Origin of the sequence: Helicobacter zhangjianzhongii (assembly GCF_030249855.1) — a bacterium.
GTDB classification, from domain to species: Bacteria; Campylobacterota; Campylobacteria; order Campylobacterales; family Helicobacteraceae; genus Helicobacter_B; species Helicobacter_B zhangjianzhongii.
This window is the reverse complement of record NZ_JANURN010000003.1, coordinates 26,937-40,010: the sequence shown is the minus strand read 5'-3', so window position 1 is coordinate 40,010 and position 13,074 is coordinate 26,937. Positions and strand designations below refer to the sequence as shown.

The window sequence follows — 13,074 nt, the reverse complement described above, 5'->3', positions numbered from 1 at the left end:
AATCAAAATCGCTCCAAAATCTCATAGGCTGTGTTGCGTTTAGCCGGTAGCTCGCCTATGTCTTTGATAAGGGCTATCATCTCCTCTTGGTTCATCGCATTGCGCGCACCTGCGGCGGCTACGACATTTTCTTCCATCATTGTGCTGCCTAGATCATTTGCCCCAAAGAGCAAAGCTAGCTGCCCGATATGGCTGCCTTGCGTTACCCAGCTGCTTTGGATATTAGCGATATTATCTAGGTAGAGTCTAGAGCAAGCAAGCAAGCGCAAGTAGCGATTAGAGGTTGCTTTTTTCAGCTCTGGAAGCTCTTGTTGCAAGGGGGTATTATCTGGCTGAAAGCTCCATAAGATAAAGGCGCGAAACCCTCCTGTCTCATCTTGCAGCTCTCGCACCCTGCGCCAATGCTCGATGATGTCATCATCATTATCCACACTGCCAAACATCATCGTAGCAGTGGATTTAATGCCTAGCTTATGAGCTTGTCTATGCACCTCTATCCACTCACTAGAATCCAACTTTTTAGGCGCGATAATATCACGCACCCTATCGCTTAAAATCTCCGCCCCAGCCCCCGGGATCGAGCTAAGTCCAGCGGCTTTAAGGCGCGCTAAAACCTCTGGGATAGAGAGCCTAGAGACTTTGGCGATGTAGTTTATCTCAATGGCAGAAAAGCCGTGTATGGTGATTTGGGGGTATTTCTGCGCGATATGTGAGACAAGCTCTTCATAATAATCAATCTTAAGCTTTGGATGCACGCCTCCTTGGAAGAGGATCTGTGTGCCACCGATAGCTAGAAGCTCTTCTATCTTTGTATCAATCTCTTCAAAGCTCAAAACATACTGCCCCTCTTCACCAAGCCTGCGCTTAAATGCGCAAAATTTGCAATCCACCCAGCAGATATTGGTGTAGTTGATATTGCGATCAACGATAAAGGTCGTGAGTTTATCAGGGTGCAAAGCAAGCTTTCTCGCACTTGCCATTTCCCCCAGCTCTCTTAGCGATGCGTTTTGTAAAAGCTCTTTTATCTCTGTATCGCTATAACGCTTTTGTAAAGATTGTGCCATTATCACTCCTTGCTGCTAGAATCTAGTCCCCATAGAGAACTCAAAGCTAGAGGTATAGTCTCCGTCCTTTTGGTTAAATCGTTTGATTGGCACGACAATCACAAGCGGACCCATAGGAGAAATCCACTCTATCGCTAGCCCAGCTGATGCACGCCACTCCAGCCCATAGCTTCCAGACCCCAATACCCCATAGCCCTTAAAATCCGCCACGCCATTTGCTGTCTTAAAGCTCAAAAGCCCATAATCCACAAAGAGAGCCAAGCGCATTTTGGCTGCTTCTAAAATCCCATAACTTAGCTCAAGCGAGTTAGCAAACATACCATCGCCTCCTACCCATAGCCCATCGATATTGCGCGGAGTGATCGAGCCAGCGCGGAATCCACGGATTGTAGTAACACCACCGAGATAAAAGGTGCTATTTAAGGGCAAGAAGTCCTCTCTATCAAAGCGGAAGATATAGCCGCCTTGCGCTTTATAACGCGCGATCAAATCAATCCCAAGAAGCGAGCGCAGGTGATAGTAGAGCCCAAGCTTGGCATAGACTTTGACATTGCGCACCGTGCCTCCAAGCCCAGCAAACTGCGCGTAAGTAGAGGCGATCACGCCATTTTTGGGGAAGTAGTAGTCATCAGTATTGTCAAAATTGATCGTAGGCGTGAGTGATGAAGTGATGGGCAGGTGGTTGTCTTCATTCCACAAGCCGTGCCTATGCACTTCTGTCATACAATCATCTTTATCGCTAGGCTTGCAATCAGGGCGAGCAACCTTATCAGTGAAAATTTGATTTTTTGATGAGTAAAACTGCTCATAGAGATTGCTTGTAAAATCATAGGTCTTTACGATGTTAATATCATAGCCCAAGCTTACGCGCAAAGTTGGCGTTAATAATCGCCCAAGATTTAGGCTAAATCCACCGCTTTGCTCGATATAGATGTAGTTGATATAGTAGTTTCCATAGATACTGCTAGAGGCGGAGAATTTCGAGTCAAAAATACGCGGATTTGAGAGCGTGATATTCCCAGAGAATTGTCGCCCATTATACTTGCGTGTCTGTCCATAGTAGTTGAAGTTATAGCTCTGCCCTGTCCCTGTGGAGATATTGGCATAGATACTCCCACTCTGCCCTGTGCCAAAGAGATTGCGCTCTGATACAGAGCCATTGATCATAAGCCCGCCATAGCTCCCATAGCCTAGCCCAAACTGCAGCTGCCCGGTGCGCCCCTCTGTCACACTTATGAGCAGATCCATAGAATCTTCACTTACGCGCTTTTCATCGATTTTGACACTATCAAAAAAGCCTAGTCGCTGGAGAGCGTTTTGGGATTCTGTGATTTTGCTTAGGCTGTATTCATCACCGGGGGCTAGGAGAATCTCGCGCCGTATGATTCTATCGCCTGTGCGTGTGTTGCCAGAGATTAGCACATCGCCTATACGCACTTTAGAGCCTGTCTCAATATGGTAGATGACCTTCACTAGCGCATTTTGCTCATCTTTATCTAAATCTGGGCGCACTTGGGCGAAAGCATAGCCTTTATCAGCGATAAGGCGTTTTAGCACTTGCGCATCTGTGCGTAAATCTTCGATATTAAACACCTCTTTTTTCTTAACATTAAGGGCTTTTAGCAAGGTGGCAATGGGGACTACATCATTATCAAGGTTAATTTCTATATCACTCACGCGGTATTGCACGCCTTCATTGATTTTGTAATAAAGCTGGGCGGAGAGATTATTGAAATTGGTCGTAAGAAATGGTGCGGAGACATTGGCATCTAAGAATCCATTGCGCATATAGATATCTTGGATTCTAAGGCTATCGTATTCTAGCTCTTGGAGTCGTAGCTTGCCATCATTTAGCCCCCACATCCAGCCCATAAAGTCGCGCTCTTTGTTTGCGCTTAAGGATTCTAGCTTGTTGGTCTTAAGCTTCTTGCGCCCTTCATAATGCGCTTTTCTAATGAGAATATTATCCCCACGATTGACATTAAAGATGATCGCATACGCATCGGCGTTATCTGCCTTTTTTAGCTCTTCTTGCACGATTGAGCCATAGTAGCCTTGGTATTCCAGCACGCTTTTTAGCACTTCTTTGGCACGCGCGATTTTTTGATCATCAAAAGTCTCGCCCTTTTTGATCCCCATTTGCGTGGTGAGTGTTTGCTTCTCTTGCTCGCTACCATAGCCCTTGATCTCAATGCTTGCCACACGCGGCTTTTCTACAAAGTGAAAGGTCAGCACACCCTTATCAAAGCTCGCATACACATCTTTGAAATACCCTTGATTGTAGAATGCTAGCACCGCAGAATCTATGGCTTTAGATTCTAGCTCATCGCCTACTTTGACTTTGGCGATTTCAGTGGCAAGCATAGTGGAGAGCGATTGCAAGCCTTGGTATTGTATAGCTGTAATTTTGGCACTAAATGCACTTGTAATGATAAAAGCGCAGACAAAAACGCTCGCTAATAGTCGTTTCAATAAAAACCCTTAAGAAAATAAATAAACGCGTATTATAGCTAAATAAAAAAGGTAATTGTGTTTAAAATCCTTGCTAAAAGCCCAAGCTAGATGTAGCAAAATGGGGGCTTATTGGCTGGGATTTTGCGGTGGCAAAAGCTCAAAGAGTGTGATCTCACTATCACTTAGTGTGCGCATAGGCGGTCCCCAGAATCCTGTCCCTTGGCTCACATAGACATAGCCGCCGGTTTTTGTTTGGTGGAGTCCTTTGAGATAGGGCTGCTGCAAAAGCACTGCTAGTGAGATGGGGAAAATCTGCCCGCCGTGCGTATGCCCTGTAAGTAGCAAATCGGCTTTAGCAAGCAGGGATTCTGGCAGGATATTGATGACTTTTGGCTGGTGGGTTAGGAGGATTGTGGGGAGAGCAGGGTTGAGATTGGCGAAGGTTTTTTCAAAATCTGGGCGCAAAAATCCCAATCGATCGCCCATAAGATCCGCGCTTCCAGCGAGATTGATGAGTGGTGGTGTGCCGATAGGGAGATTTTCATTGAGCAAGACGCGGATACCAAGAGATGGCAGATACTCTAGCATATCTTGCACATCGTGGATATACTCGTGATTGCCCAAGACATAATACACGCCGTATTTCGCGCGAAGTGCCTTTAGCAGCGCGAGACTAGATTCTGCATTAGCTAGGCTTGTATCGACTAGATCGCCTGTTATGGCGATGAGATCAGGCTCTGTTTGATTGACTAGAAACACGATTTTTGCCACGCGCTCTTCGTCCATAAGACCGCCGATATGCACATCACTTAGCTGCACGATCTTTAGCGGGGCAGAGAGCTTGTCTAGCTCCATAGAGAGCTTTTCTACTTTGGGATCTTCTAGTCCGTGATACACCGCATAGAGACTATACACACAGCAAAGTGCTAGAATGTAGCGTTTGATTCTCGGGGCTAGGTGATGATGGCGGATAAGTATAAGTGCGCCATTGATCGCCCCTGCGATAAGGGCTGCTATCAAAAATGAAAACGCCACGCCCACCGATATAGAAGCGAGCATAAAAAGCCATTTAGGCGTATCGGTATAGCGCATAAACATATATGCTATGCTCCAGCCAAGATTGATCCACAAAATCGCGCTATACAATCTGCGCACATAGCTACGGCTAGAGATATGGCGCACGAGCAAAAAGTAGATGACAATATGGATCGCCACAAAGAGCAGCGAGCCAAGAAATGGAAATAAAAAGCCATTCATCTGCGCAAATTCTGGGGTATCTTCCATAATAATCCTTAAAAATATAAACTGCACTCTACTTGCTATCAGTAAAGCACAGCATAAGTTTTCCTAGGTCCATGCACGCCAAAAACCGTTTGCAGCTCAATATCTGCTGTGCGGCTTGGTCCTGCGACAAAGATGATATTACTTGGCAGGACACTAGAGCCACTGCGATCTTTTTCATATTTTTTGATAGCTTCTATACCATTGAAAATATTACGCACGATAGCAGCCTTTGGCAAAAGATAAATGCAAATATTTGTAATAAGTGAAGAGAGTCTAGGGGCATTTTCATTAGAGCTTAGCCCCAAAATCCCAAGATCCGCCACCCCGCAACGCGCTTGCACGATAGAAACAGGGATATGAAAAAGCTCTGCACGCATACTATCGACACTTTGCGTGTAGGGGATAGGCGTGATATTTTGCAAGCTCTGTGCATCAAGTGCGATGTCTGGATTATAGAGAAGCTTTTCTCCTTGGGCGATCGCGCCTTGGGCTATTTCTTGCTGCAAGATGTCTTGCACTGCACTTATAAGCGTGTCTTGTGTGGCTTGCACGACAATAGCTTTGTTATTAGTATGATTGGTGATGAAATTTTCTACAAGATTGCTACTAGAATCCACTTTTTTGGATTCTAGGGTGCTTGGCTCTTCAAGCTTTAGCGCATTGCCAAAACGCACGCTAAAGGCTGGGATAGTGTGATTATGCGCGATAGATTCTCTCACACGCGCTAGAATCGCTTCTTTTGCACTACTCATAGATCACTCCTTGCAAGTTTGCGACTTTTTTATGGAAGCCTGCGTTGATTGTGGGGAAGCTGCGGTATTTGGTCCAATGCTTTAGCAAAGGCAAAAATCTCGCAAAAGGCGCGAGCAGTGGCGCAAACTTCGCCATAGCCATAGCCAATCGCCATTTACTAGGATTGGTAGCAAGGCTAGCAAATGTGCGCATTTGAGACTGCTCTACACTGCTTTGCGTGCTGCCATCATTGCCGATGATATTTTTACGCCCTTGTCCCACGCGCTCGCTACGCAAATCTCGTATAAGCTCGGCTAACGGGATTTTCACAGGGCACACTTCTGTGCAACGCCCACAAAGTGAGCAGAGATCAAGCATAGGAGAGCAGGTGTTTAGCCCAAAGAGCTGAGGTGTGATGACTTCGCCAATAGGTCCGGGATAGGTGCTTAGATACGCGTGTCCGCCGATTTTATCATACACTGGGCAGTGATTTAGGCAGCTGCCGCAGCGGATACAGCTCATCGCGCGGTAGTAGTGAGAGTCTTTTAGCATATTAGAGCGATTGTTATCAAGCAGGATAATATGCACTTCTTTTGGTCCATCTTTCTCGCCATTTTTGCGCGGAGAGGTGATGATGTTGTTGTAGCAAGTGATCACGCTTCCCACCGCAGAAGGAGCTAGCATAGTATCAAGGATCGCCGCTTCTTCAAAGCTTTTGACCACCTTTTCAATCCCGCAAATTGCGATATGTATATCTGGTGCGGTGGTGCTCATTCTACCATTGCCTTCATTTTCTATAAGCCAGATCGCGCCTTCTTCTGCGATAGCAAAATTCACCCCACTAAGCCCCATTGTAAAAGTCTCAAACTCATTGCGCATATAGCTTCTGGCAATGCCATTAAGTTTTTCCGGCTCGCTCTCTAGCGGGGCGTTTAGCTTTTTGTGAAAAAGCTCGCCGATTTCATAGCGGTTTTTGTGGATAGCAGGGACTACGATATGCACAGGGCTCTCACCAAGTAGCTGCAAAATCACCTCGCCTAAATCCGTCTCAATCGCTTGCAAGCCTTTAGATTCTAGGAAGTGGTTTAAGTGGATTTCTTCACTTGCCATAGACTTGCCTTTAAGGATCTTTTTCACACCCTTTTCTTGCATAAGATTATAGATGATTTCATTTGCCTCTTGCCCATCTCGCGCCCAATGCACTTTCATACCATTTTTTGTGGCATTGCTTTCAAACTCTTCTAGCACAGAATCTAGCCGGGATAGGGCGTTTTGCTTTAGCTCCTTGCCTTTTTCTCTTAAACTTTCCCAATGGATAAAGCGTGTGGTAAGCAGCTTTTTGCGATTAGCTCGCAAGGTGTCCATAGCAGAGAGTAGGTTTGTGCGTAGCTGCTTATTCTCTAGTCCTTCATTGATGGCGGTGTGGAATTGTGCCTTAATGGTGTTGTTGTGGCTCATTTTCTCCCCTTTTTCACGCTATGCCGATACGGCGTGCTAAAAAATCATACAAATGCATATAGTCAATATTGACGCCTTGCTTTTGCATAGCCCCTGTGATATTAAGCGCACAGCCAGCATCGCCGGCGATGAGATAATCCACTTGGCGCGCTTGTATATCAGCGATCTTTTGGCTTACCATAGCTGCAGAGACTTCCGGCTCTTTTACACTAAATGTCCCGCCAAAGCCACAGCATTCTTCTTCTCTCTCTAGCTCCACTAGCTCGACATTTTTTAGGCTTTTTAGCAGGGATTTTGCCGCCGGGATACATTTGGCTGCGCGCAAGGCGTGGCAGTTGCTATGCCAAGTGATACGCACAGGCGAGCCTTTGTCTTCATAGCGCACTTGCAGCACTTCGCTAAGATATTCACTAAGCTCATATACGCGCGCGCTAAATGCTTTGGCTTCTTCATAATGCTCTGTGTCTTTAAAAAGCTCTTCATAATCAATGCGAAACATTCCCGTGCAAGAGCCACTGATTAGCACGATAGGATAGTCTTGACTAAAAAGCCGCATATTGTGTAGTGCCACCTGCCTTGTCTCATCATAGTAGCCAGAGTTGTAGCTAGGCTGTCCGCAGCAGGTTTGATCCTTTTTGACGATGACTTCTAGCCCCTCTTTTTGCAGAAGCTTAATGGCGTTGATACAAGTATCTGCGCACGCTGCTGCACCAATACAGGTAGAGAAAAAATAAACCTTTGATGGTGTGCTTTGCATAATTCTTCCTTTAACTTTAGAGTTTGCAGTCTTTAGAGTTTGTCCTTTGTTGTTGCGGATATATATTAACGCATTTCTTGCAGTTTGTAGGGAAAACTTCGCATATTTGCTTATGTGTTAGGAAAAATCTTAACACCCACAGCACGCAAGCTTAAAGCTATTTGCATATCTTGTAGGATACAGCCTAGCGCATTGTGTTTGCAAGATACTTATGCTACAATCCGCGCTTCTATACTACATAAATTATAAATTATGTCGCAGTCGTAAGTTGCATCTCTTAAGGATTTTAGTATGTCAAGGATTCTAGTATGCATAGTAGCACACAGCCTGTGATAGAGCTTTGCAATATCACCAAAACTTACCCCAATGGATTCCAAGCGATTTATCCGCTATCTTTATCAGTCAATCGCGGTGATATTATGGGGATCATCGGCTACTCTGGTGCTGGTAAATCCACGCTTATCCGTCTAATCAATCGCCTAGAAGAGCCCACAAGCGGAGAAGTGCGTATCAATGGCGAAAATATCTTAGAGCTAGCAGAATCCACCTTGCAAAAACGCCGACAAAAAATTGGAATGATCTTCCAGCACTTCAATCTTCTCTCTTCACGCGATGTTTTTGGCAATGTCTCCTTTGCCCTTGAGATCGCCGGCTGGAAAAAAGAGCAGATAAAAACGCGCGTATATGAGCTTTTATCCATTGTGGGCTTGCGTGAAAAAGCGCATTTCTACCCCAGCCAGCTAAGCGGCGGACAGAAGCAGCGCGTAGCGATCGCGCGCGCTCTAAGCAATCACCCAGATATTTTGCTCTGTGATGAAGCCACAAGCGCACTTGATACCAAAAGCACAAAATCTATCCTAGAGCTGCTTAGATCCATACAAGCCCAGCTTGGGCTAACTATCGTGCTTATCACACATCAAATCGAGGTCGTGCGTGAGATCTGCAATAAAATGTGCGTGATGAGCGGTGGGGAGATTGTAGAAATGGGGAGTGTGGAGACAATCTTTAGCACACCAAAGCACACTATCACTAAAGAGCTTTTATCCTATCTCCCAGCAGTAAGCGAGCAAGAAGTCCTAGCCCAGAGTAAAAATGCCTATAAAATCTCCTTTGTAGGGGAGCATATCAACGAGCCTTTAATCAGTGATGTCATCAAGCGATTTGGCGTAGAAGTCAATATCCTAGCCGGAAATATCGAGCCTCTTAGCACGATGAAAGTGGGGCATTTGTTTGTCGAATTTGGCGCAGATGAAGCTAAAAATCAGCAAGCTATCGCCTATCTCAAAGGCAAGCAGCTGCTTGTAGAGCATTTTGATGATTGGTCGTAGTGTAGGATAAGACAAGAATACAAAGGGGAGAGATGAGAACAATACAAGCTTTTTTAGCGCGTTTTGGCATAGTGCTTGCGTTTGTGTTGCTGGCATTGCTCTGTGTCGCACCGCTTTTGCGCGATCTTGCCACGATGTGCGTAGAAATCGCGCAGTGGCTAAAAGTGGATTCTAGTGCTATGGTAGATAGAATCTGGAGTGCCCTAGAATCTAGTGCTAAAGCCTTTGATGAGCTGTGTAGGCAAGGCTTGCAAGCAGGCATTATGGCTATATATGGGGCAGTGGTTGAGCTAGACTCTAGCACGGCTATGGCTTTAAGCGATCGTATCGCTTATAATTACGACCAAATCTCGCAAGCCACTTACGACACACTCTATATGGTCGCTCTCTCTACGATTGTTGCCACGCTTTTTGGACTGCCTCTTGGCATAGCCCTTAGCGTTACAAGACAAGGCAGGATCTGCCCTCACCCCACGCTTAATGCGATTTTAGGCTCTATTGTCAATATCGTGCGCTCCTTTCCTTTCATCATTCTTATCATCTTGCTATTACCACTCTCACGCGCCCTTGTAGGCACGAGCATTGGCGCGACTGCTGCGGTGATCCCGCTAAGTATCGCGGCTATCCCCTTTATCGCTAGGCTTTTTGAAGGTGCATTTGAAGAAATCGATAAAGGCTTGATAGAAGCGACACTCAGTATGGGGGCTAGCAAATGGCGCACGATGACAATGATGGTAGCAGAGGCAAAGCCCGGGCTTATCAATGCCACGACCATCACGATCATCGGGCTTATAGGGTATTCTGCTATGGGCGGGGCTGTGGGGGCTGGAGGGCTTGGCGATGTGGCGATACGGCTTGGCTTCCAAGCCTATCAAGGAGATATTTTGCTTGTTACCTCTCTTGTGATTATTGTGCTTGTGCAATTTGTGCAAGGGCTAGGCGATACTCTGGTCGCAAAAGCGCGAAAAATGCGCTAGAATACTCGCTCAATCTTACATATTTCAAGGAGTTTGTGATGAAAATCACCCTATCAAAAATGCTAGTAGCTACAAGCATAGCCTTATCTCTTAGTGCCTTAGCGTATGCAGAAAAGCTCAAAGTCGGCGCGACCCCTGTGCCTCAAGCAGAGATGCTGCGCTTTATCGCCCCAGATTTGCAAAAGGCTGGGATCGAGCTTGAAGTGGTGGAATTTACCGATTATATTCTGCCCAACATCGCCCTTAATGAAAAAAGCATTGATGCTAACTTTATGCAGCATAAGCCATTTTTAGACAAGATTAGCGCGGATAGGAAGCTTGATCTAGTGAGCATAGCGCAAATCCACATCGAGCCTATCGGTGGATATTCTAAGCGTATAAAAGACATAAAAGAGCTCAAAAATGGCGCGACTATCCTTATCCCCAATGACCCCACAAATGGCGGACGCGCACTGATTTTGCTCCATAACAACGGACTCATCAAGCTAAAAGACCCTAGCAATCTAAGCGCGAAAGAAACAGACATTATTGACAATCCCAAAAAGCTTAAAATCAAAGCCCTTGAAGCAGCCTTGCTGCCAAAGACCTTGCAAGATGCAGACCTAGCTATTGTTAATGGCAACTACGCCTTGCAAGCAAATCTTAGTGCCAAAGATGCGTTGATTTTAGAAGATTCTCGCTCGCCCTATGCCAATATCCTTGTCGTGCGCACTGGCGATGAAAACAACAAAGCAATCTTAGAGCTAAAAAAGGCAATGCAAAGCGACAAAATGAAAGACTTCATAGAAAAAACCTACAAAGGTGAGATTGTCCCAGCATTTTAATCCACGCCCATCGATCTTGCTCTAGAATCTATTTTTCAAACTAGATTCTAGGCTTGCCCTTGGGATACGCTTTTTAAGAGAGATAGAGAGCTTAGCAGGCTCGCTTCTCTCTTTCTCTCTCTCCATTTCCCACCTTTGCTCTAAATCTTGCTTTTTAAGGTTGTGTGCTTGTTGCGCTACTTAGATGATTGTAGCTAGCGCAGAATTTGGCAGCTTCAGTGTGGCTAGAATCCGCTTAAAAAAACCCAATCCCAGCTAAAGCAAATCCGCAAACACCACGCCATCAACGCCCTGCAAAGCGCACTCTTCTATCTGGCTAGCTTCAGTGATGATGTATAGGACTTTAGGATCTAGGAGATAGTCATCAGCTAGGGTTTGATAGAGCTTAGGTGTAGAATCCACTAGGAGATATTTGGGCAAGAAGTGCGCACCGCTAAGAAACTCTGCCACACTATGCGTGCGCAAGGCAAACTCTAGGGCATTATCCCTAGCATATAAGCAAAGGGCAAAGTCCCTATCATCGTGGAGGTCAAACCACGCGACAAGCTTTTGAGCAATGGGGGGGGATGGTGTGGCGAAAGTGGATTCTAGGGGACTTGGCGCGTTTTGAGCAGTGGAGCATTCACTATGAAAGGCACGCAGAGAGTCTAGGTCGCTGATATGGACAAAGCGCGTGGGGTAGATGGCATTATGCAAGCCTATGATGATCATTGCTACTCCTTGTAGTCTTGCTACTCTGGCAAGCAGGATTTAGAGCAGTAATACTGCCCTTGGTATCTAATGCCCTCTTCTATGGGCAAAAAGATTCTGCAATGTGCGCAGGCGACTAGATCGTGGCTGGCTTCTTGGCTGTCTTGTGCGGTGTGGATTCTAGGGTTTGGCTGGGATTTTTCTTGGGCTTTTTCTTGGGGCGTGCTTGTGGAGCTTATAGAGCTAGAGAGGAGGCGTTTGATCTTGGCTAGGAGTGATAGGGCAAGCCAAATAATGGCAAGCAGTAGCAAAAGTGCGGCGATTAGTCTAAGCATTGCGCGAGTTCCTTATATACATAGATTCTGGCATTATAGCGGTAAAGGGTTATTTTTGGTGTTGGCTTTTTGCTAAAGAAATCTGCTTGCGTGCCCCCGCCTTGCACCGCTGTCCCTTGTTTTCTAAAGAAACATCGCTTTGCGGTGGGGCTGTAGGAGTTTTGCTGAAAAGTGGATTCTAGGGTGTTGGGATATTTTTGTATGGATTGCCACGAAAATCCTTGCGGATTTTCTCGCAATGACAGAAAATGGGCTTGCTTGCTAGAATCCACTTTTTGAATGTCAGTAGTTTTTTTATTTTTGGTTGATTTTTCACACTCGGCTTGATTTTCTTTCTCAAGGATTCTAGGAGTTCTAAAGAAACCTGCTGCGGCTTCGCCTTGCACCGCTGTCGCTTGTTTTGCGGTGGGGCTTTCAAAAGTGGATTCTAGGTTTTGGGCTTGTTTTGTAAAGCCGCTTTGGGATTCTAGGATTTGCGATGAGAAATCGCCGCTTTCAAGGCGGGGGCGAAGGGATTTATCTAGGCGATAATGAGCAAGCCCCCGCCGCAGAATCGGCGATTTATCGCGCAAAGCCGAATCCCCATCAACTAAACCGATGTGATAGCTCCGCTCCCCCTTGTATAGCAAATACGCCCCATTTGGCTGCAAAAGCGGCTTTGTAGTAGCAAAGATTATGTCATTTGGCAGACTTGCGCGAGAGGTGATAAGATCGGCTTGATATGACAGAGCTAAATGCTCTATGCGCGTGGCTTGCACTTGGAGATTTCTAAGCCCTAATTTATGTCCCACAATGCGCAAAAACGCCGCCCGCTTTTTTCTAGGCTCACATAAAATAAAGTGCGACTCAGGGCGCAAAATACCTAGCACAAGTGCCGGTAGCCCAGCCCCAGAGCCTATGTCAAGACAGCGAGAAAAGGGCTTTATCACGCGCAATGGCAAAGCAGAATCCACAATCTGTCTAAGCATATCTTCCATCGTGTGCGCGCCGCTAAGATTATGTGAGGTGTTCCACTCAAGCAGCGTTTTGGCATAAAGCTCTAGCTGCGCGGCTTTCGCGGCGGCATTGGGCGTGGCTAGGGTGGATTCTAGCCAATGGGCTAGGGCGCGTGTGTCAAAGCCCCTAGGATCCAGCACATAGGGGGTAAGATCAATGGCGTTTTCCAGCATAG

At 46.1% G+C, this 13,074-nt stretch carries 12 protein-coding genes; 3 read left to right on the top strand and 9 right to left on the bottom strand.

Going from position 1 to position 13,074, the window contains the following annotated elements:
• Positions 1-2 precede the first annotated feature (2 nt).
• From NYG90_RS03520 to NYG90_RS03495, 6 genes are all read right to left on the bottom strand, one after another.
• Entirely contained in the window at positions 3-1,064 is a 1,062-nt protein-coding gene (locus NYG90_RS03520) for a dehypoxanthine futalosine cyclase (protein WP_285256930.1), read from the bottom strand.
• Between the two features lie 15 nt (positions 1,065-1,079).
• Positions 1,080-3,497 carry an outer membrane protein assembly factor BamA gene (gene bamA / locus NYG90_RS03515; protein WP_285257086.1) on the bottom strand — a complete coding sequence of 806 codons (2,418 nt, stop codon included), beginning with the start codon at positions 3,495-3,497 and terminating at the stop codon, positions 1,080-1,082.
• A gap of 147 nt (positions 3,498-3,644) precedes the next feature.
• Positions 3,645-4,802, bottom strand: coding sequence for a metallophosphoesterase (locus NYG90_RS03510; RefSeq protein WP_285256929.1), 1,158 nt, complete (start codon positions 4,800-4,802; stop codon positions 3,645-3,647).
• Positions 4,803-4,840: 38 nt separating this feature from the next.
• A complete protein-coding gene (locus NYG90_RS03505) occupies positions 4,841-5,554 on the bottom strand; it encodes a LutC/YkgG family protein (protein WP_285256928.1) in 714 nt (237 codons plus the stop codon).
• Positions 5,547-6,992 carry a LutB/LldF family L-lactate oxidation iron-sulfur protein gene (locus tag NYG90_RS03500; protein ID WP_285256927.1) on the bottom strand — a complete coding sequence of 482 codons (1,446 nt, stop codon included), beginning with the start codon at positions 6,990-6,992 and terminating at the stop codon, positions 5,547-5,549. Before NYG90_RS03500 ends, NYG90_RS03505 begins: the two co-directional genes overlap by 8 nt.
• A 13-nt stretch (positions 6,993-7,005) precedes the next feature.
• Positions 7,006-7,749 (bottom strand): (Fe-S)-binding protein, encoded by a 744-nt coding sequence (locus NYG90_RS03495; RefSeq protein WP_115012074.1) that lies wholly within the window; start codon positions 7,747-7,749, stop codon positions 7,006-7,008.
• Positions 7,750-8,057: 308 nt separating this feature from the next.
• On the opposite strand from NYG90_RS03495, the gene NYG90_RS03490 reads away from it, so the two are divergent.
• The 3 genes from NYG90_RS03490 (at position 8,058) to NYG90_RS03480 (ending at position 10,878) form a co-directional block, all read left to right on the top strand.
• Entirely contained in the window at positions 8,058-9,077 is a 1,020-nt protein-coding gene (locus NYG90_RS03490) for a methionine ABC transporter ATP-binding protein (RefSeq protein ID WP_181814260.1), read from the top strand.
• 308 nt (positions 9,078-9,385) lie between these two features.
• On the top strand, positions 9,386-10,054 hold the full coding sequence (locus tag NYG90_RS03485) for a methionine ABC transporter permease (protein WP_285257085.1): 669 nt from the start codon (positions 9,386-9,388) through the stop codon (positions 10,052-10,054).
• Positions 10,055-10,092: 38 nt separating this feature from the next.
• Positions 10,093-10,878: a MetQ/NlpA family ABC transporter substrate-binding protein gene (locus NYG90_RS03480; RefSeq protein WP_285264708.1), complete on the top strand. Its 786-nt coding sequence runs from the start codon at positions 10,093-10,095 to the stop codon at positions 10,876-10,878.
• Positions 10,879-11,133: 255 nt separating this feature from the next.
• Here NYG90_RS03480 and NYG90_RS03475 read toward each other — a convergent pair whose 3' ends face one another.
• Genes NYG90_RS03475 through rsmG form a run of 3 tightly spaced genes read right to left on the bottom strand, consistent with a single transcriptional unit; the run spans position 11,134 to position 13,072 of the window.
• A complete protein-coding gene (locus tag NYG90_RS03475) occupies positions 11,134-11,589 on the bottom strand; it encodes a hypothetical protein (protein ID WP_285256926.1) in 456 nt (151 codons plus the stop codon).
• Between the two features lie 20 nt (positions 11,590-11,609).
• Complete coding sequence (locus tag NYG90_RS03470; protein ID WP_285256925.1) at positions 11,610-11,903, bottom strand: PP0621 family protein; 294 nt, start codon at positions 11,901-11,903, stop codon at positions 11,610-11,612.
• Entirely contained in the window at positions 11,891-13,072 is a 1,182-nt protein-coding gene (gene rsmG / locus NYG90_RS03465; RefSeq protein WP_285256924.1) for a 16S rRNA (guanine(527)-N(7))-methyltransferase RsmG, read from the bottom strand. Before rsmG ends, NYG90_RS03470 begins: the two co-directional genes overlap by 13 nt.
• Positions 13,073-13,074 lie beyond the last annotated feature (2 nt).

What these genes read in the sequence shown, in the direction of transcription:
- NYG90_RS03470 (WP_285256925.1), bottom strand. Translation starts at nt 11,903, where the DNA reads ATGCTTAGACTAATCGCCGCACTTTTGCTACTGCTTGCCATTATTTGG.
- NYG90_RS03510 (WP_285256929.1), bottom strand. Translation starts at nt 4,802, where the DNA reads ATGGAAGATACCCCAGAATTTGCGCAGATGAATGGCTTTTTATTTCCA.
- NYG90_RS03495 (WP_115012074.1), bottom strand. Translation starts at nt 7,749, where the DNA reads ATGCAAAGCACACCATCAAAGGTTTATTTTTTCTCTACCTGTATTGGT.
- NYG90_RS03505 (WP_285256928.1), bottom strand. Translation starts at nt 5,554, where the DNA reads ATGAGTAGTGCAAAAGAAGCGATTCTAGCGCGTGTGAGAGAATCTATC.
- rsmG (WP_285256924.1), bottom strand. Translation starts at nt 13,072, where the DNA reads ATGCTGGAAAACGCCATTGATCTTACCCCCTATGTGCTGGATCCTAGG.
- NYG90_RS03485 (WP_285257085.1), top strand. Translation starts at nt 9,386, where the DNA reads ATGGCTTTAAGCGATCGTATCGCTTATAATTACGACCAAATCTCGCAA.
- NYG90_RS03490 (WP_181814260.1), top strand. Translation starts at nt 8,058, where the DNA reads ATGCATAGTAGCACACAGCCTGTGATAGAGCTTTGCAATATCACCAAA.
- NYG90_RS03520 (WP_285256930.1), bottom strand. Translation starts at nt 1,064, where the DNA reads ATGGCACAATCTTTACAAAAGCGTTATAGCGATACAGAGATAAAAGAG.
- NYG90_RS03475 (WP_285256926.1), bottom strand. Translation starts at nt 11,589, where the DNA reads ATGATCATCATAGGCTTGCATAATGCCATCTACCCCACGCGCTTTGTC.
- NYG90_RS03500 (WP_285256927.1), bottom strand. Translation starts at nt 6,992, where the DNA reads ATGAGCCACAACAACACCATTAAGGCACAATTCCACACCGCCATCAAT.
- NYG90_RS03480 (WP_285264708.1), top strand. Translation starts at nt 10,093, where the DNA reads ATGAAAATCACCCTATCAAAAATGCTAGTAGCTACAAGCATAGCCTTA.